Genomic DNA, 17,670 nt, shown 5'->3' on the forward strand with positions numbered 1-17,670 from the left:
TGCGAGCGCGGCGATCGCCTCGTCATCCATCGCGTCGTCGAAGTCGTCGCCGAGCATGGCCGTCATCGATGATGCCGACTCGAGGCACCCCTGTCGGCCGCATCGGCATGTGCGCGCCGCGTCTCCGAACTGCACCTGCACGTGCCCGATCTCACCCGCGCGATCGCGGGGCCCCGGGGCGAGCTCGCCATCGAGCGTGACCGCGGCGCCGATACCTGTGCCGATGTGGAGGAACAGCCGGTAGCCCGACGATTCGTCTTCACGCGAGGCCTCGGCGATCGCCTCGGCGTCCACGTCGTTGACGAGCAGCACCGGAACCCCGAGCAGCCGTTCGAACCGATCGGCGAGGGGAACGTCGGTCCAGTCGAGCTGCACGCTCTCGAACACCGAACGGCCGTCTGTCGTGCCCGGCAGCTGCACTCCCGCGACGAGCAGACGGTCGCGGTGCGCGGTGGCGATCTCGGCGAGCGCGTCGTCGGTCACACGATCTCGCGACTCCGACGAGTACCCGACCCTGCGCGTCTCGACCTCTGCGCCGTCGAGACCGACCAGTGCGATGCGCGCATCGGTCGGACGGACCACGAGCACCAGGATGAGGTGATGAGCGGCGTCGATGCTGAGCGTCGTCGCCCGCTTTCCGCCGGTGCTCGCGGCCTGGGGGCCCTCCGCGATCAGCTGGAGTTCGATCAGCTCGGCGACCAGAGAAGACGCGGTGGCGGCGGTGAGTCCGGTGGCGCGGGCGATCCCCGCACGCGTCTGCGTACCCGGCTCGTGGAACACCAGCTGCAGCGCCCGGCGCAGATTCGCGCGGCGCACCGAGGCCTGCGTGTCGAGTGCGTCGTCGCCGTTCAGCATGGGGCGGGTCCCGGGGTCGAGATCGATTGACAGACCAGGGCGTTCTGCGTACCCTCGGTCATAGTTTATTCAATAAACTTAGTTCGGTCCCCGGGCGGGTGAGTGCTGCACACACTGTCACTCGCCCGGAAGGCCGGATCATCGCCCCTCGGCGGCTTCGGTGTGATGGCGGATGACCTCGGCCACCACGAAGTTGAACCACTTCTCGGCGAACTCCGGGTCGAGATGCGCATCCTCGGCCAAGGCCTTGAGCCGGGCGACCTGCTGCTCTTCGCGACCGGGATCCGATGCCGGCATCTCGTGCTCGGCCTTGAGCTGGCCGACCTGCTGGGTGGCGCGGAACCGCTCGGCGAGCATGAAGATGAGTGCGGCATCGATGTTGTCGATGCTGGAGCGCAGTCTGAGGAGTTCAGCCCGGGGGTCTTCGGCAGCGGTCATGCCCCCTACTCTACGGAAACACGGGGCTGGACGACCCACCCCGAACGGGGGATGCCTCGGGCGTCGGCCCTCGGCCGAACGCTATCGTGAGCACATGAGCCGAGAAGAGCAGGAACCGTCGTCGAGCGCGTCGGCTGCCGCATCCGCCCCGCCCCCGGCCTCCGGACGCGAGGCGTCGACGGGAGCCTCAGCGGAGGCGTCGACAGAGGCTACGACCGAGGCCTCGACGACCGCTGCATCCGGCCACGCCGCCGTACCCGCGAGCGATGCCGCATCACGGGGCACCGCTGCCGCGACGAGCGCCCCGCACGAACCCCCGACACCGCATGCCTCCCGCACGGGCGTCGTCGAGCCGATGACCCCGAGCCGCTCGTTCTGGACGCGCATCGACCGGCCCTTCGTGTTCGGCTTCCTGGTGACGCTCGGCGGGCTCGCCGCCATCGTGCTCGGTCTGGCGGTGGCGAACCTGTCGACCGTGCTCATCTACATCGCCCTCGCCCTGTTCGCCGCCCTGGGCCTCGATCCCACCGTGCGTTTCCTCGAGCGGCGCGGGCTGTCTCGAGCCATCTCGGTGGTCGTCGCGATCCTCGGGCTCGTCATCGTGGCGGCATTGGTCATCTGGATGGTGCTGCCGGTCGTGATCGACCAGATCTCGAGCTTCGTCCGGTCGGTGCCGGGGATGATCCAGGAGTTCACCCGCAGCGACATCTATGCGACGCTCGACGCCCAGTTCGGCGACCAGTTCCAGGACCTCGTCGCCGATGTGCAGAAGTTCCTCTCCGATCCGGGCAACATCGCCGCGATCGGCGGAGGCGCGCTGCAGGTCGGCGCCTCGATCGCCAACGCCATCTCGGGCATCATCGTCGTGCTGGTCCTCACGCTCTATTTCGTCGCGACTCTGCCCTCGATCAAGACGGGGATGCTGCGTCTCGCTCCCGCCCGTGACCGCGCTCGTGCAAGCGACATCACCGACCAGATCACCGACTCGGTCGGCGCCTACGTCATGGGAATGGTCGTGCTCGCGTTCTGCAACGCCGTGCTCGCGTTCCTGCTCTACGTGTTCCTCGGGTTGCCGTTCCCGCCGCTCATGGCGACGGTCGCGTTCTGCATCACCCTGATCCCGCTCGTCGGATCCGTGATCTTCTGGATCATCGGCACGAGCCTCGCGCTGTTCAGCGACCCGGTCGCGGCGCTCGTCTTCGCTCTCATCTACCTCGTGTACATGCAGATCGAGGCGTACGTCATCACCCCGCGCGTCATGAACAAGGCCGTCGCCGTGCCAGGAGCCCTCGTCGTGATCGGCGCCCTCGCCGGCGGCACGCTGCTCGGACTGCTCGGGGCCCTGGTGGCGGTGCCCGTCGCGGCATCCATTCTCATCATCATCAAACAGGTGCTGATCCCGCGGCAGGACGCCAGGGTCTAGCTCCCCGGATGCCGAAGTGCCCGACCCCCTGAGGGGCCGGGCACTTCGGGTGAAGACGACTCGCGATCAGACGAGGTCGTTGTCTTCGAGCCACTTCTTGGCGATGTCGGCAGACGACTGCTCCTTGACCGTGCTGAGCACGTTGAGGGCCACGAGCTCTTCACCGGTCAGCTTGGCGCTGACGGCGTTGAGCACGTCGGACACGTCATCGGCGATGTCGCTCGAGACGATCGGCACGACGTTCGACGAGATGATCAGGTTCTCGGGGTCTTCGAGAGCCACGATCTCCTCCGTCTCGAAGGCCGGGTCGGCGGTGTAGATGTCGGCGACCTGGATCTGGCCGGCGAGCAGCGACTCGAGCGTGGTCGGGCCGGTGGCCGAGAACGCCAGGTCGACGCCGTAGACCTCCTTGGCCGCGGCCGGGCTGTACGGGCGCTGCTCGAACTCGGGGGCCGCACCGATCGTGACCTGCGAGGTGACCTTGCTGAGGTCGCCGATCGTCTTCAGATCGTTCTCTTCGGCGAAGCTCTTGAGCACCGTGTAGGAGTCCTGGTCGGATGCCTCGGCGAAATCGAGCGCCGTCAGGCTCTCGGGAAGGGCATCCTGCAGGGCGGCGTAGACGTCGTCGGGGCTGGTGACGTCGATCTCGTCGTCCGAGATGTACTCGAGCAGGCTGCCCGTGTACTCGGGGAAGACGTTGATCTCGCCGGACTCGACATCGGGCATGTACGCGTCGCGCTGGCCGATGCTGAGCTGCTTCTCGACGTCGAAGCCAGCGGCTTCGAGTGCCTGAGCGTAGATCTCGGCGATGATCTCGTTGGAGTAGTACGCCTGCGAGCCGACGACGATCGTGTCGCCGCTGCCCGAGCTCTCGCCCGAATCGGACGGCTCGTCGAGCGGGTTGCTCGACGAGCAGGCGGACAGTGCGAGTGCTGCCGCGGCGACAAGACCGACGGCGAAGACAGAACGCTTGCCTCGTGCTGTGAACATGGACTTCCTCTTCTTCTCTGGTGCTGCTGTGGGGATGTGCTGCTGTGCGGGACGGAGGATCGGTGCGCGGTCAGGCGGTGGCGGGAGCCGCGGCCGGGGTGAGGTCGCGCGAGCGGCGCCGGGTCGGGCGACCCGCGCGGAGCCCGGCAGGCACCGCGGCGTGCTGCACCGCGGCGAGGATGAGGTCGACGAGCAGGGCGAGCGCGGCGACGAGGATCGCCCCGGCGAGCACCTGGTCGAACTTCTGCAGCGGGATGCCCTGGATGATCGGCCACCCGAGTCCGCCGAGGTTCACGTAGGCGGCGATCGTCACGGTCGCGATCACCTGCAGGAGGGCGGAGCGGATGCCACCGACCAGCAGCGGAAGACCGAGGGGGACCTCGACCTTCCAGAAGATCTGCCACCCGGTCATGCCCATCGACTTGGCCGAGTCGATCACTCGACGATCGATCGCCTCGAGACCCGTGTACGCGCCCGCGAGCAGCGAGGGGATCGCCAGCAGCACGAAGGTGATGATGGCGGCCTGCGGCACGCGGAGCACTCCGAGCAGAAGCACGAGCAGGATCATGAGACCGAACGCCGGGATCGCACGCGCGGCTCCGGAGATCGCGACGGCGACCTCGCGCCCCTTGCCCGTGTGTCCGATCAGCCATCCGATCGGCACCGCGATCGCCGCGGCGATCAGCACCGAGACGGCTGTCAGAGTGAGGTGCTCCACCAGCAGCTTGGGCAGCGCGTAGTTCCCCGTCCACTGGGCGGGGGCGAGCATCCAGGCGAAGGCCTCGGCGAAGAGGTTCATGCCGGGGCCCCGACCGCGATCGCGCGAGGCGCGACCTTCTTCGAGGCGGCGCGAGTCCACGGCATCAGCGCCCGGCCGATCAGAAGCAGGATCAGGTCGATCACGAGAGCGATGATGACCACCGCGACGACGCCGGCGAAGACCTCGGCGATGATGCGCCGGTCGAGCCCGTTGGTGAACAGGTAGCCGAGGTTGGTGACGCCGATCAGGATGCCGACCGTGGCGAGAGAGATGGTGCTCACCGCGGTCACCCGGAGGCCGGCGAGGATGACGGGCCCTGCCAGCGGGAACTCCACCGCCCAGAACCGTCGGAACGGAGCGAAACCTGTGGCGGTGGCCGCTTGCCGCACATCGTCGTCGACCGAGTCGAGGCCGTCGGAGACGGCACGCACCAGGATCGCGATCGCATAGATCGTGAGCGCGATCACGAGGTTGGCCTCGCTCCGGGCCGAGTAGCCCGCGACCGAGGGCAGCAGGATCAGCAGGGCGAGAGAGGGGATCGTGTACAGCAGACCGGTGAGAACGATGATGGGTCCGCGTACGAGGCGGAACCGCCAGGCGACCCAGCCCAGCGGAAGCGACAGCACGAAACCGAGGATGATCGGGATGATGCTCTGGCGCAGATGCACCACAGTCAGATCGAGAATCAACCCGAGGTTGTCGACGACCCAGTTCACGGGACCTCGCCCTGTACGGCGCCGAGGGCGGCGGCATCCGGACCCGCGAGCGGACCGGCCGATGTCTCGGGCTCGCCCACGATCGCGCCCTGCGTGCGGCCCTCGGAGTCGACCACGACGGTGCCGTGCGGGGTCTCTTTGAGGTGCAGCGCGCGGCGCCCGCGGTCGGCTCCGATGAAGGATGCGACGAAGTCGTCTGCCGGGTTCTCGATGATCTCACTCGGGCTTCCCACCTGCACGATGCGGGCGCCCTTGTCGAGGATCACCACCTGATCGCCGAGCAGGAAGGCCTCGTCGATGTCGTGCGTGACGAACACCACCGTCTTGTCGAGCTCGTGCTGCAGCCGCAGCGTCTCCTGCTGCAGATCGGCGCGCACGATCGGGTCGACCGCGCCGAACGGCTCGTCCATCAGGAGGATGTTGGGGTCGGCCGCCAGCCCGCGGGCCACGCCCACGCGCTGCTGCTGCCCACCCGACAGCTGGCTGGGGTACCGCTCGGCCAGCGACTGATCGAGGCCGACGGTCTTCAGCAGCTCTCGCGCGCGGTCGTGCGCAGGGCCCTTCTTCACCCCCGTCAGTCGCAGCACGGTGGCGACGTTGTCGATCACCGTGAAGTGCGGCATCAGGCCCGAGTTCTGCATCACGTAGCCGATGCTCCGGCGCAGCGCCACGGGGTCGCCCCCGAGCACGCTCTCGCCGTCGATCTCGACCTCGCCCGAGGTCGGCTCGACCATGCGATTGATCATGCGCAGCAGTGTGGTCTTGCCGCATCCCGAGGATCCGACGAACACCGTCGTCTTGCGCGACGGCAGCACCAGGCTGAAGTCCTTGACGGCGGTCGTGCCATCGGGGAACTGCTTGGTGACATTGCGGAACTCGATCATGGCTGGTCTCCAGTCGGGGGATCGACGAGGGGTCGGTGCACGGGCGGTGTCGCCGCGAGCGCGACGAGGATTACGGGCCGACCTCGACCCGCGGGTCGAAGGCGACGAAACCCGAGAAGTCCTTGCCCACGCGGTCGAAGGCGCTGGGGAACGGGGTCGGGTACGACCAGGCGTAGTCGGTGTGCAGCTCGTCGCCGGCCTGCACCGAGAAGTACTGGGCTGCGCCCTTCCACGGGCACGTGTACTGAGTGGGGCTATCGACGAGCGCGCCCTCGGTGATGGATGCGGGCGGGAAGTACCAGTTTCCCTCGATGCGGGCGAGATCGCTCTCGTCAGCCTCGGCGATGACGGTTCCTGCGAGTACAGCTTTCATGGTCCTGCCTCCTCGGATGTGGGTTCGAGCGTATAAGAGGTCTGCGACATCCGACTCGGGGTTGTGCCGGATGCCGTCAATGTGAGAAACAATCCTGCGCCGGGCACGCCGAACGCGCCAGGCCCTGCACCGCTTGTTCGGAGCGGATGCCGGAACGGATGCCGCCGACCGGCATCCGATCGGCGCACCCGCCGGCGATCATCACGCCGAGTCCCGCCCGTAGCCCTCCAGCAGCCGCAGCCAGATCTCGCTGATGGTGGGGTAGGCCGGAACCGCGTGCCACAGGCGGGCGATCGGAACCTCGCCGACGATCGCGACCGTCGCCGTCTGCACGAGCTCGGCCACCTCGGGTCCGACGAACGTCGCGCCGATGACGACATCGCGCGCCTTGTCGATCACGATCCGCGCCTGGCCCTCGAAGCCGTCTTCGTAGAGGCTCGCTCCCGCGACGCCGCCGAGGTCGTAGTCGACGACCGCGACATCATGGCCCGCCTCGCGCGCCTGCGCCTCGGTGAGCCCGACCGATGCGACCTCGGGGAACGAGAACGTCACCTGCGGTGCCGCGGCGTGATCGGCGGTGGCGGCGTGCTTGCCCCACGGCGCGTCATCGACGTCTGCATCCTGCGCGCGTGCGGCGATCACGTCGCCGGCCGCCCGCGCCTGGTACTTGCCCTGGTGCGTCAGCAGCACACGGCCGTTGACGTCTCCGACCGCATAGAGCCAGTCGGATCCGGGCACGCGCAGGGTGTCGTCGACCGTGATCCAGCGACCGGGCTCGAGGCCCACGGCATCGAGGCCGATGTCGCCGCTGCGCGGCGAGCGCCCGGTGGCGACGAGGACCTCTGCGGCCGTGACCGTCGAGTCGTCGTCGAGCACGATCGTCACGCCGTCGTCATCGCGCGTGACGCGAGTGGTGCCGGTGTCGGTGCGCACATCGACACCGAGCTCCTTCAACCCCGCCGCGACGCGCTCGCCTGCGAAGGGCTCCATCGAGCCGAGCAGGCCGCTGCGGGCGATGATCGTCACCGTCGAGCCGAGAGCCGCGTACGCCGTCGCCATCTCGACCGCGACGACCCCGCCGCCGATCACGGCGAGCGAGTCCGGCAGTTCCTCAGCGCTGGTCGCCTCGCGGCTGGTCCACGGAGACGACTCGCGAAGGCCCTCGATCGGCGGGATCACGGCATCCGACCCCGTGCTGATCGCGACGGCATGGCGGGCGCGCAGCACGCGAGTGCCGCCGTCGGCATCCGTCACCGTCACCTCGCGCTCACCCGTGAGACGCCCGTGGCCGCGTGCCAGGTCGATGCCGGCCGAGTCGAGCCACTTCACCTGACCGTCATCCGACCAGTTGCTCGTGAACGAGTCGCGGCGGTCGAACACCGCCCGCACGTCGAGCTTTCCGGTGACCGCTTCGGCCGCGCCCTTGACCTTCTGCGCCGCACGCAGAGCCTGACCCGAGCGCAGCAGCGCCTTCGACGGCATGCAGGCCCAATACGAGCACTCGCCGCCCACCAGCTCGCTCTCCACGATGATCGCGGTCAAGCCGTCCTGCACGGCTCGGTCGGCGACGTTCTCGCCCACCGGCCCTCCGCCCAGCACGATCAGGTCGTATTCGTCGGTCTTCTCAGCAGTCATGAGGTGCACCTCTCCGTCGCCCAGTCTTCCTCAAGAGCAACGCCCAGTCACGGGGTGATTGTTCCGCGGGCGCGTCGCCGGGCGCGGCGCGCCCGCCGGCAGTGCCGTTGATCCGTCTCGTCTCGCCCCCGCCCCCGCAGCGGCCACCCGGTGATCGGTCCGTCTGCTCGACCGGTCCGTCTGCTCCCCGACGACCGGTCCGTCTTCTCCCCGATGACCGGTCCGTCTGCAGGACCGGAGCACGTCTGCAGGACCGGAGCCGTGATTTGGTCCTGCATCCGTGCCTTGGTCCTGCAGACGGACGCCGCGGCCAGCCTCCCGCGACTTCGGCGACGCAAGTCTTCCCGGCATCCGCCCGAAATCACCCAGTCCGGACCGACCCCGACGGATCCGTGCGGAATCGTGAACCACAGCAGTCAGGCACCCCGCGCCGCGACCCGAGGCGCGAGCACCGCCGCGGCGAGCGCGATGACGCCGGCCAGCACGAACACCGCGACGAACGGGTCGCCCGCCCCGGCGACGCTCGTGAACAGCACCCCGGTGATCGCGAGGGCCAGGGCGCTCCCGAACGAGTCGGCGACGGTCATCGCCGAGCTGTTGAAGCCCTGGCTCTCGGGCGCCGACATCTCGAGGGTCAGAGCACTGGTCCTCGGGCTCATGAGTCCCATGCCGGCCCCGGCGACGATCCACGCCGCGATGATCATGACCACCGGTGCGGTGAGCGCGGCGGCGACGAGGGCAAGGCCCACTCCGACGGCGACCAGGACGGTGCCGACCCGCACCGCCGTCACGCTTGACAGTCGAACCCCCATGCGACCCTGCACGGTGGCGGCTGCCGACCACGCGAGCGCGCCTCCGGTCAGAGAGAGTCCCGCGATGGTCGGCGAGACCTCATAGCGCTCGGTCAGCAGGTAGGGGATGTACACCTGGGCGCCGAAGAACCCGGCGGCGGCGAGTCCGCGCACGAGCAGCACCGACGGCAGCCCCCGCCGGGCCCGCAGGGCGCCTGCCGGGAGCAGCGGACGCACCGCGATCAGGGCGACGACGACCGCTGCTGCCGCGAGCACGGGTCCCGCGACGGGAAGGTCGGCGACCAGATTCAGACCGAGAACCGCGACCGCCGCGAGCACGGCCCAGCCGAGCCGTCCGAACGCCCACGGGATCGTGGGGTCGCCCTCACCCGAGAGACCTCGGAGCGCGGGGACCACCATCAGCAGGGCCGGGACCACGAGGAACACGACGCCGAGGAACACCCAGTGCCAGCTCCACAGCTCGGTGACCGCGCCGGCGACCGTCGGCCCGACCAGCGAGGGCACGACCCACGCGGCGGCGAATCCGGCGAAGATCGACGGATGCAGTGCGCGGGGATACACCCGGGCGACGACCACGTACAGCGCGACCATGAGCCCGCCGTTTCCGAGACCCTGGGCGAAACGCCCGGCGACGAGCACCTCCATGGTCGGCGCGAATCCGGCGACCAGCAGACCGACGACGAACAGGGCGACAGAGGCGTAGAGCGGGGCCACGGGTCCGCGGCGATCCGCCCAGTTGCCTGCGACGGCCATGCCGATCACCCCCGTAGCCAGGGGTCCCGCGAACGCCAGCGCATACAGCCGCTCACCGTCGAGGTCGAGGCTCACGGCCGGCATCACCGTCGTGACGGCGAGGGACTCGAACGCCCCGAGGAACACGAGCGCGCAGGCGCCGATGGTGATCCAGAGATAGGCGCCGCTCAGGATGCCGGTGGTCTTGGCGGTCTGCGTGGCGCCTGTGTCTATGGTCATAGGCTCGACCGTAGAACCTCAATAAAGGTTGAGGTCAAGCGGGCGAGCGCGCAGGGTCACGCGGGCGCCGCAGGGTCAGCGGGCGCAGGATCAAGCGGGCGAGCGCAGCGCCAGAGCGCGCCGGGTCAGCGGACGGGCAGCAGATGCGTGGGCGTCGGCGCCTGAGCCGTGTGCCGGATGCCGAGGGGCGCCCCGGTGCGCTCGTCGAGGTCGATCAGAGCGACGGTGTCAGAGCGCTGGCCCGCGACGAGCAGCTTGCCCTCGTGCACGAGGTGATGCCGCGGCCAGTCGACTCCCGAGTCGGCGAGCGCGATCGGCTCGAGACTGTCGCCACCGCCACGCACCCGCAGCGCCGCGATCGTGTTGCTTCCGCGCAGCGCCGTGTAGAGGAACTGCCCGTCACGCGTGCGGGCGAGCTCTGCGGGAAAGTCCACGCCGATCTTGGCGATCGGGCTCGCGAGCACCGATGACACGACCGCCCACGTGCCGTCGCGACCTGCGGCAAGGGTGAAGACCTCGCACGAGTACTCCGTGACCACATGCAGGTGCCCGCTCGGGTGCACGACCATGTGGCGCGGTCCGGTCCCGACGGGCAGCACGACCTCGTGATCCAGCACGAGCGCCCCTGCGGTCGGACGCCAGATGCGCACGAGGTCGAAGCCGAGGTCGGTGGTCGCGATGCGACCGTCAGCGAGGAAGGCGGCGGAGTGCGCGTGCGAGACCCGCTCGTCTCCGCCGGCCGTGAGTTCGCCGGAGTACGGATCGGATGCCGCGGCGGCGACCCCCGCCGGCGCCGACTCCTCGACGGCCTCGCCGAGGAGGGCGGCCCGCAGCTCGGCGGCCTTGTTCACGGCATCCGGCACCAGGCGTCCCTGCGCGTCGATGCCGATGCGCACGACCCGGCCGTCGCCGTAGCAGCTTGCGATCAGGAACGATCCGCTCGACGAGACCGCCACGTGGCACACGCCGTCGCCGGCGGCGACCGGCTCGCCGAGGGGCCGCAGTGTCGACTCGCCGCTGCGGGCGAACGCCTGCACACCGGCATCCCCTTCGAGCGCCGCGTAGACGACATCGAGCGACGGATGCTGCGCCAACCACGAGGGCGAGGGCGTCTGCGTGACCGCACCCCTGTACTCGAGCGCTGTCGCCGCGTCGGCGTCGCCTGCGAGCAGGCCGATTCCGTCGGCGGAGCCGTCCATCGCGGGGCCGTACCCGCCGAGCCAGAACCGAGTCACGGCGCGCTCAGTCGAGCAGGTCGTGACGCACGATGACCTGATCGCGCTCGGGGCCGACGCCGATGACCGAGATGCGCGTGTTGCTCATGCCCTCGAGCGCGATCACGTAGTCCTGCGCGTTCTTGGGCAGGTCGTCGAACGTGCGCGCGGTCGAGATGTCTTCGCTCCAGCCCGGGAAGTACTCGAGCACGGGTGTCGCGTGGTGGAAGTCGGTCTGGTTGACCGGCACCTCGTCGAAGCGCCGGCCGTCGACGTCGTAGGCGACGCACACCGGGATCTGCTCGAGACCGGTGAGGATGTCGAGCTTGGTGAGCACGAGGTCGGTGATGCCGTTGACCCTGGTCGCGGAGCGCGTGATCGGAGCGTCGTACCAGCCCACACGGCGCGGGCGGCCGGTGGTGGTGCCGAACTCGAAGCCGCGCGAGCGCAGCCATTCGCCCTGCTCGTCGAACAGCTCGGTCGGGAAGGGCCCCGAGCCGACGCGGGTCGTGTAGGCCTTGACGATGCCGACGATGCGGTCGAGGGCACCGGGGCCGACGCCCGATCCGGTCGATGCCCCGCCGGCGGTCGCCGACGACGACGTGACGAACGGGTAGGTGCCGTGGTCGACGTCGAGCATGGTCGCCTGGCCGCCTTCGAACACGACGACCTCGTCGCGACGCAGTGCCTCATCGAGCAGGTAGCCGGTGTCGGCGACCATGGGCCGCAGGCGCTCGGCGTAGGAGAGCAGGTCTTCGACGATCTCGTCGGCCGTGATCGCACGGCGGTTGAAGATCTTCACCAGCAGATGGTTCTTCTGGTCGAGCGCACCCTCGACCTTCTGGCGCAGGATGTTCTCGTCGAACAGGTCCTGCACGCGGATGCCGACGCGGTTGATCTTGTCGGCGTAGGCCGGACCGATTCCACGACCGGTCGTGCCGATCATGCGCTTGCCGAGGAAGCGCTCGGTGACCTTGTCGAGCGTGCGGTGGTACTGGGTGATGATGTGCGCGTTGGCGCTCACCTTGAGGCGAGAGACGTCGATGCCGCGGCCGCCGAGCGCCTCGAGCTCGCTGAAGAGCACCTCGAGGTCGATCACGACGCCGTTGCCGATCACCGGGGTGACCCCGGGCGACAGGATGCCCGAGGGAAGCAGGTGCAGTGCGTACTTCTCGTTGCCGACCACGACCGTGTGGCCCGCGTTGTTGCCGCCGTTGAACTTGACGACCCAGTCGGTGCGCTCGCCGAGCAGGTCGGTGGCCTTGCCCTTGCCCTCATCGCCCCACTGGACGCCGACGATAACGATTCCTGGCATGGGTATCCCCCTTGCTTTCGCCGGGTTTGCACCGGCTGATGAGCTGGCCCTTGTCGGGCGAGACCATCCTACCGAAGGGGTGTGACAGGGCCTTTTCGGATCGTGCGGCTGCATTCCGGTTGCAGTTCGTGCCGCCCGGGAGCAGGCGAGGCGGCACGAACTGCGACGGGAACCGTGGATGCCCACGGACGGCTGGCGGAAAACGAGCGGATGCTGTCGCTCGGGCGCATCGCCGATGTCGGTGGCCGGTGCCAGGATCGAAGGATGCCGAAGACCGGTCGCGTGAGCCGCGACGACAGCCTGAATCCCGCGAAGCCCCGCACCCAGGGTCCGCTCGTGCTCGTCGCCGCCCTGGTGACGGTCGTGCTCTGGGCATCGGCGTTCATCGGCATCCGCGGGGCCGGTCCGCACTTCGACCCCGGCGCTCTGGCACTGCTGCGCATGGCGGTGGGCAGCGCCGTGCTCGCGATCATCGCGGTGCGCCACGGCATCCGTCTTCCCGAGCGTCGGCACTGGTGGCTCGTGGCGGTGTGGGGCGTGGGCTGGTTCTGCGTCTACAACCTCGCGCTCAACGCCGCCGAGCGCACGCTCGATGCGGGCACGGCGGCGATGGTCGTCAACCTCGCGCCCCTCATGGTCGTCGTCTTCAGTGGACTGTTCCTGCGTGAGGGCTTTCCGAAGCCGCTCATCATCGGTGCACCGATCGCGTTCCTCGGCGTGGTGCTGATCGGCATGAACTCGTCGACGAGCGAAGGCCCCGACATCATCGGACTGCTGCTCGCTCTGCTCGCCGCAGTGATGTACGCCGGATGCACGCTGCTGCAGAAGCACCTGCTCAGCGCCGGATCCGATGCCACGACGCTGACCTTCCTCGGTGCCGTGGTCGGCACAGTCGCGCTGCTGCCCTGGCTGGGAAGCCTGGTCGGCGCCCTGCAGACGGCCCCGCTGGGCTCGACGCTGTGGGTCGTCTACCTCGGCATCTTCCCGACCGCGATCGCCTTCACGACCTGGGCCTATGTGCTGCAGCGCAGCACCGCCGGGCAGACCTCGGCCACCACCTACGTCGTTCCCGCGATCGCGATCCTCATGTCCTGGGCGATCCTCGGCGAGGTGCCGACACCGCTCATGTTCCTCGGTGGAGCGCTGTGCCTGCTCGGAGTTCTCGTGACACGGATGCGCTGGGGCCGCCGCGCCTGATCGCCCCCTCGGCTCCTGTATCGGCCGGGATCGTGACCGATAAAGTGTGCGCGGAGGCGAATATGACGACCTGGTGGCCCTACGCGCGACTGGCAGCAGCGGCGCTCGCGCTCGCCGCGATCATCGCTCAGGTGGCCCGCAGCATCGAGAACGCCCTCCAGGCCACCACCGAGTGGGGCCAGCACCTTCCCACGGTGGCTGCGAACTTCCTCAGCTTCTTCACGATCCTCTCGAACCTGCTCGCGGCGATCGTGCTGATCGTCGCGGCGGTCTGGGCGCTGCGCCATCGCCACGACAGCCGGCCTGAGCCGAACTGGCTCGCAGTGAGCCTCGCGTGCGCCAGCACCTACATGATCGTCACCGGCATCGTCTACAACACTCTGCTGCGCGGGGTCGCACTGCCCCAGGGCGTCACCGTCCCCTGGTCGAACGAGGTTCTGCACGTGGTGATCCCGCTGTTCCTGCTCGCGGATCTGCTCTTCGCGCCGCGCCGACGCGCCCTCGCCTGGAGCGCGGTGGCCATCACGACCGTCTTCCCGATCGCGTGGGTCGTGTACACGATGATCCGGGCGAACCTCATCATCGCCCCCGCCACCGGCGAGACCTGGTGGTATCCGTACCCGTTCCTCAACCCCCACCTCGTGCCCGGCGGCTACCTCGGCGTCGCCGGCTACATCGTCGGCATCGCCGTCGCGATCGTCGGCGTCGCCTGCTTCGTGGTCTGGGTGGGTCGCAAGCGTGGGGCCAGGGTGCCCGTCGCCTGACCGGCATCCCCCGCCGTCGGCATCCCCCGCCCCCCACACGTGCAGGCTCAGATCACGGATGCATGCTCGAACGGCGATTCTGCGCATGCATCCGTCATCCCGACCTGCATCTGCATCGGATGTCGGCTCCGTTGCCCCATGGGGATAAGTACCCACCCGCAGGCCGGATCGGGGTGATCGGATGCGGTTACGCTGGTCGCGGGGGATCGTCGACGCGTCCCCGTGGCAACGAGGAGACACACCGATGAACGAGCCCTACGCGCCCGGCCCCTCCGCAGGTTCGACGCCGCCTCCCCCGCCCGCGCCCCCGGCTCAGGCGATCCCGCCGGCCCCGCCCGCCCCTGCCACGCGCGCGGCGGCATCCGCCGCCCCCTCGACGCCCGCCTCGCCCCCCAGCGCATCGCCCTCGGCGAGCACGAGGTCCGAGGCCCCCACCGACGCGGAGCTGCGTCGCGCGAGCGCTGTGCTGAAGACGGTCTCGGATGCGTACTCCGCCAAGATGGTCGGCCAGGAGCGCCTGCGCATGAGCCTGCTGATCTCGCTGATCGCCGGGGGGCACATCCTGCTCGAGAGCGTCCCGGGGCTTGCGAAGACCACCGCCGCGAGCACCCTCGCCGACACCGTCAAGGCGCAGTTCAAGCGCATCCAGTGCACCCCCGACCTGCTGCCCAGCGACATCACGGGCAACCAGATCTACGACGCGGCGACCGGATCGTTCCGCACCGTGCTCGGACCGGTGCACGCGAACTTCGTGCTGCTCGACGAGATCAACCGGTCGAGCGCGAAGACCCAGAGCGCCATGCTCGAGGCCATGCAGGAGCACCAGACCACGATCGGCGGCGAGGTGCACCACCTGCCCAAGCCCTTCCTCGTGATCGCGACGCAGAACCCCATCGAGCAGGAGGGCACGTACGAGCTGCCCGAGGCGCAGATGGACCGCTTCCTGCTGAAGGAGATCGTCGAGTACCCGAGCCCCGCCGAGGAGTTCGAGATCCTCGGACGCATCGACTCGGGCGTGCTCGACCCCGACCGTCACGTCTCGAGCGCGATCAGCCTCGACGACGTGCACATGCTGCAGGACGTCGCGAGCCGCATCTACGTCGACCCCGCGATCCGCAACTACATCGTCTCGATCGCCTATGTCACCAGGAACCCCGCGCCCTACATCGGCGAGGAGCGCGCCCGCTTCATCAAGTACGGAGCGAGCCCCCGTGCGAGCATCGCGTTCCTGCAGGCGTCGCGGGCGCTCGCACTGCTGAACGGCCGCGGCCACGTCATCCCTGAGGACATCCGGTCGCTGCGCCACCTCGTGCTGCGTCACCGTGTGCTTCTGACGTTCGAGGCCGACGCCGAGGGCATCCGCAGCGAAGAGATCATCGACCAGATCTTCGCGTCCGTTCCCACACCCTGACCCCGCCATGGCCAGCCTGATCACCCAGGTGAAGAGCAAGCTCTTCATCCACTCGTCGCGCAAGTCGCTGCACGCGCTCGACGGCGCCTACGCGTCGCTGCTGCACGGCCGCAGTCTCGACTTCGAAGACCTGCGCAAATACGAGTACGGCGATCAGGTGCGCGACATCGACTGGCGTGCCACGGCCAGGCCCGGAACACCGCTGGTCAAGCGGCACCGTGCGATGCGGATGCACACGATCCTCTTCGTGGTCGACACCGGCCGATCGATGGGCGCCCTCGCGCACGACGAGAAGTCGAAGAAGGACCTCGCGATCCTCGCGACCGGAGTGCTCGGCGTGCTGGCTCTGCGCCACGGCGACGATTTCTCACTCGTCTACGGCGACTCCGACCGCGTGCGACGCCGCGCGCCGGGGCGCAGCGAGGGCGCGCTCGAGCACGCGCTGCGCACGATCGACACGGCGATCGACGCGAGCACGGCCCCGAGCGACCGCGACGCCCTTCTGTCATACGTCACCCGCACCGTCTCACGGCGGATGATCGTCTGCGTCATCACCGACGAAGCTCCGGTCACCGATGAGACCGAGCGGATGCTGCGCCGACTGCGCGTGCAGCACGACGTGCTGTGGCTGACCGTGAGCGATGCCGATCCGGTGCTCGACCACACGACGAACATGATCCGCAGCGATGTCGACAGCATGTGGGAGGTGCCCGACTTCGTGCAGGGCGACCTCGACATCATCCGCGAGCTCACGGCGCAGACCGAGGCCGACGCCGCACGGCTCGCCGAGGTGCTCAAGCGCATGGAGATCAGCCACAGTGTTCTGGCCGGTCAGGACGACGCCGTCTCGCAGCTGCTGCAGCTGCTGAATCGGAGGTCGAATGCCCGGCTCTGATGAGCTCTACCCTCCGTTCCAGTACGGCTGGGGGTGGATGCTGCTCGCTATCGGCATCCTGATCCTGCTGATCGCCGCCGCCTGGCTGGTCGTCATCCTGACTCGTCCGCGGCGCGATCTGGGCCTCGCCGGGGAGACCCGCGGGCCCGCGCTGCTCAGCGTCGACGTGCTGTCGCAGCTGCGGGTGGAGTACCTCGACCGCATCCAGCAGATCGAAGACGACTACCGCGCACGCACGCTCTCGGCCCGCAACGCCAACCTCGAGTTCAGCCGCGTGGTGCGCACGTTCGTCAACGAATACAGCGGCCTCGAGGCCCCCGTGCTGGCCCTCGACGACCTCGTGGCCCGCGGCGTGCACCCGGCTCTCGCCGACGCGAGGGGACGCCACTACTACCCCAGCATCTTCCGGCCCGGTCCGGCGATCGACCCGATAGCCGGTGCCGAGGCTGCCCGAACGGTGGTGCGCTCATGGCACTAGCGAACGGATGGCTGATCCTCGTCGCGGTGGCCGTCGTGGTGGTGGCGATCGTCGTCGGCGTGGTCGTCGGTCTGCGCACCGGTGCGAAGACCGCGGAACACGAGCGGGCGCGGGTCGCCCGCGCCGAGCGCCTGCGCGCTCTGCCCACCTTCCGTCAGGCGCTCAACCGCCGTGTGCTGGCGCTGTCGAGCATCCTGCTGCTCGGTGTGATCGCGACCCTCGCGGCCGGCGTGGTCTCGGCGCGGCCGATGTCGTCGCAGACCATCGAACCCGTCGACACGAGCCGTGACATCATGCTCTGCCTCGACGTCTCGGGGTCGATGAGCGAGGTCGACGTCGAGGTGCTGACCGTCTTCGAAGAGCTGCTCGCGGATTTCGAGGGCGAGCGCATCGGCCTGACCATCTTCAACAGCTCCCCGGTGCAGATCTTCCCCCTCACCGACGACTACGAGTTCATCCGCGGTCACCTGCAGAGCATCCGCGAGAGCTTCGATTACATCGACGAGATTCCCGAGCACTGGGTCGGGACGCTCAACGG

At 68.9% G+C, this 17,670-nt stretch carries 18 protein-coding genes; 7 read left to right on the top strand and 11 right to left on the bottom strand.

Features of this window, described 5'->3' with window-relative positions:
• Window positions 1-855: ROK family protein (locus J7E68_RS11610; RefSeq protein ID WP_251048918.1), on the bottom strand; the 855-nt coding region annotated here is incomplete at its 3' end.
• A gap of 138 nt (window positions 856-993) precedes the next feature.
• Window positions 994-1,293, bottom strand: a complete 300-nt coding sequence (locus J7E68_RS11615) for a chorismate mutase (protein WP_042541193.1) — start codon at window positions 1,291-1,293, stop codon at window positions 994-996.
• A 94-nt stretch (window positions 1,294-1,387) separates the two neighbouring features.
• On the opposite strand from J7E68_RS11615, the gene J7E68_RS11620 reads away from it, so the two are divergent.
• Window positions 1,388-2,716: an AI-2E family transporter gene (locus J7E68_RS11620; RefSeq protein ID WP_215172745.1), complete on the top strand. Its 1,329-nt coding sequence runs from the start codon at window positions 1,388-1,390 to the stop codon at window positions 2,714-2,716.
• Between the two features lie 66 nt (window positions 2,717-2,782).
• On the opposite strand, the gene J7E68_RS11625 is transcribed toward J7E68_RS11620, so the two are convergent.
• The 9 genes from J7E68_RS11625 to J7E68_RS11665 form a co-directional block, all read right to left on the bottom strand.
• Window positions 2,783-3,706 (bottom strand): ABC transporter substrate-binding protein, encoded by a 924-nt coding sequence (locus J7E68_RS11625; RefSeq protein WP_215172747.1) that lies wholly within the window; start codon window positions 3,704-3,706, stop codon window positions 2,783-2,785.
• Window positions 3,707-3,776: 70 nt separating this feature from the next.
• Entirely contained in the window at window positions 3,777-4,505 is a 729-nt protein-coding gene (locus J7E68_RS11630) for an ABC transporter permease (RefSeq protein ID WP_215172749.1), read from the bottom strand.
• Window positions 4,502-5,182: an ABC transporter permease subunit gene (locus J7E68_RS11635; protein ID WP_215172751.1), complete on the bottom strand. Its 681-nt coding sequence runs from the start codon at window positions 5,180-5,182 to the stop codon at window positions 4,502-4,504. The genes J7E68_RS11630 and J7E68_RS11635 overlap by 4 nt, the downstream gene beginning before the upstream one ends.
• On the bottom strand, window positions 5,179-6,066 hold the full coding sequence (locus J7E68_RS11640) for an ABC transporter ATP-binding protein (protein ID WP_215172752.1): 888 nt from the start codon (window positions 6,064-6,066) through the stop codon (window positions 5,179-5,181). The genes J7E68_RS11635 and J7E68_RS11640 overlap by 4 nt, the downstream gene beginning before the upstream one ends.
• Window positions 6,067-6,136: 70 nt before the next feature.
• Window positions 6,137-6,439 carry a DUF427 domain-containing protein gene (locus tag J7E68_RS11645; RefSeq protein ID WP_215172754.1) on the bottom strand — a complete coding sequence of 101 codons (303 nt, stop codon included), beginning with the start codon at window positions 6,437-6,439 and terminating at the stop codon, window positions 6,137-6,139.
• 201 nt (window positions 6,440-6,640) lie between these two features.
• The gene (locus J7E68_RS11650; protein ID WP_215172756.1) at window positions 6,641-8,074 is read right to left on the bottom strand and encodes an NAD(P)/FAD-dependent oxidoreductase; all 1,434 of its coding nucleotides are present in this window, start codon (window positions 8,072-8,074) and stop codon (window positions 6,641-6,643) included.
• Window positions 8,075-8,490: 416 nt separating this feature from the next.
• A complete protein-coding gene (locus tag J7E68_RS11655) occupies window positions 8,491-9,858 on the bottom strand; it encodes an MFS transporter (RefSeq protein WP_215172758.1) in 1,368 nt (455 codons plus the stop codon).
• Between the two features lie 125 nt (window positions 9,859-9,983).
• On the bottom strand, window positions 9,984-11,093 hold the full coding sequence (locus J7E68_RS11660; protein ID WP_215172760.1) for a beta-propeller fold lactonase family protein: 1,110 nt from the start codon (window positions 11,091-11,093) through the stop codon (window positions 9,984-9,986).
• Between the two features lie 7 nt (window positions 11,094-11,100).
• Window positions 11,101-12,387 (bottom strand): adenylosuccinate synthase, encoded by a 1,287-nt coding sequence (locus tag J7E68_RS11665; protein WP_215172762.1) that lies wholly within the window; start codon window positions 12,385-12,387, stop codon window positions 11,101-11,103.
• Between the two features lie 264 nt (window positions 12,388-12,651).
• Between J7E68_RS11665 and J7E68_RS11670 the strand changes: the two genes are divergently transcribed.
• The 6 genes from J7E68_RS11670 to J7E68_RS11695 form a co-directional block, all read left to right on the top strand.
• The gene (locus tag J7E68_RS11670; RefSeq protein WP_215172763.1) at window positions 12,652-13,584 is read left to right on the top strand and encodes a DMT family transporter; all 933 of its coding nucleotides are present in this window, start codon (window positions 12,652-12,654) and stop codon (window positions 13,582-13,584) included.
• Between the two features lie 62 nt (window positions 13,585-13,646).
• On the top strand, window positions 13,647-14,348 hold the full coding sequence (locus tag J7E68_RS11675; protein WP_215172765.1) for a Pr6Pr family membrane protein: 702 nt from the start codon (window positions 13,647-13,649) through the stop codon (window positions 14,346-14,348).
• A gap of 244 nt (window positions 14,349-14,592) precedes the next feature.
• A complete protein-coding gene (locus J7E68_RS11680; RefSeq protein WP_251048919.1) occupies window positions 14,593-15,759 on the top strand; it encodes an AAA family ATPase in 1,167 nt (388 codons plus the stop codon).
• Window positions 15,760-15,766: 7 nt separating this feature from the next.
• Entirely contained in the window at window positions 15,767-16,654 is an 888-nt protein-coding gene (locus J7E68_RS11685; RefSeq protein ID WP_215172767.1) for a DUF58 domain-containing protein, read from the top strand.
• Window positions 16,641-17,132: a hypothetical protein gene (locus J7E68_RS11690; RefSeq protein WP_215172769.1), complete on the top strand. Its 492-nt coding sequence runs from the start codon at window positions 16,641-16,643 to the stop codon at window positions 17,130-17,132. The genes J7E68_RS11685 and J7E68_RS11690 overlap by 14 nt, the downstream gene beginning before the upstream one ends.
• Window positions 17,123-17,670 (top strand): VWA domain-containing protein (locus J7E68_RS11695; RefSeq protein ID WP_251048920.1); only part of this gene is annotated, 548 nt, incomplete at its 3' end. The genes J7E68_RS11690 and J7E68_RS11695, both read left to right, overlap by 10 nt.

The organism is Microbacterium sp. ISL-103 (genome assembly GCF_018613995.1).
In the GTDB taxonomy this organism is placed as follows: domain Bacteria; phylum Actinomycetota; class Actinomycetes; order Actinomycetales; family Microbacteriaceae; genus Microbacterium.

Bases quoted from the DNA above. Each gene is read 5' to 3' on its own strand.
- J7E68_RS11665 (WP_215172762.1), bottom strand. From the start codon at position 12,387: ATGCCAGGAATCGTTATCGTCGGCGTCCAGTGGGGCGATGAGGGCAAG.
- J7E68_RS11655 (WP_215172758.1), bottom strand. From the start codon at position 9,858: ATGACCATAGACACAGGCGCCACGCAGACCGCCAAGACCACCGGCATC.
- J7E68_RS11680 (WP_251048919.1), top strand. From the start codon at position 14,593: ATGAACGAGCCCTACGCGCCCGGCCCCTCCGCAGGTTCGACGCCGCCT.
- J7E68_RS11640 (WP_215172752.1), bottom strand. From the start codon at position 6,066: ATGATCGAGTTCCGCAATGTCACCAAGCAGTTCCCCGATGGCACGACC.
- J7E68_RS11675 (WP_215172765.1), top strand. From the start codon at position 13,647: ATGACGACCTGGTGGCCCTACGCGCGACTGGCAGCAGCGGCGCTCGCG.
- J7E68_RS11690 (WP_215172769.1), top strand. From the start codon at position 16,641: ATGCCCGGCTCTGATGAGCTCTACCCTCCGTTCCAGTACGGCTGGGGG.
- J7E68_RS11620 (WP_215172745.1), top strand. From the start codon at position 1,388: ATGAGCCGAGAAGAGCAGGAACCGTCGTCGAGCGCGTCGGCTGCCGCA.
- J7E68_RS11670 (WP_215172763.1), top strand. From the start codon at position 12,652: ATGCCGAAGACCGGTCGCGTGAGCCGCGACGACAGCCTGAATCCCGCG.
- J7E68_RS11650 (WP_215172756.1), bottom strand. From the start codon at position 8,074: ATGACTGCTGAGAAGACCGACGAATACGACCTGATCGTGCTGGGCGGA.
- J7E68_RS11685 (WP_215172767.1), top strand. From the start codon at position 15,767: ATGGCCAGCCTGATCACCCAGGTGAAGAGCAAGCTCTTCATCCACTCG.
- J7E68_RS11615 (WP_042541193.1), bottom strand. From the start codon at position 1,293: ATGACCGCTGCCGAAGACCCCCGGGCTGAACTCCTCAGACTGCGCTCC.
- J7E68_RS11630 (WP_215172749.1), bottom strand. From the start codon at position 4,505: ATGAACCTCTTCGCCGAGGCCTTCGCCTGGATGCTCGCCCCCGCCCAG.
- J7E68_RS11625 (WP_215172747.1), bottom strand. From the start codon at position 3,706: ATGTTCACAGCACGAGGCAAGCGTTCTGTCTTCGCCGTCGGTCTTGTC.
- J7E68_RS11645 (WP_215172754.1), bottom strand. From the start codon at position 6,439: ATGAAAGCTGTACTCGCAGGAACCGTCATCGCCGAGGCTGACGAGAGC.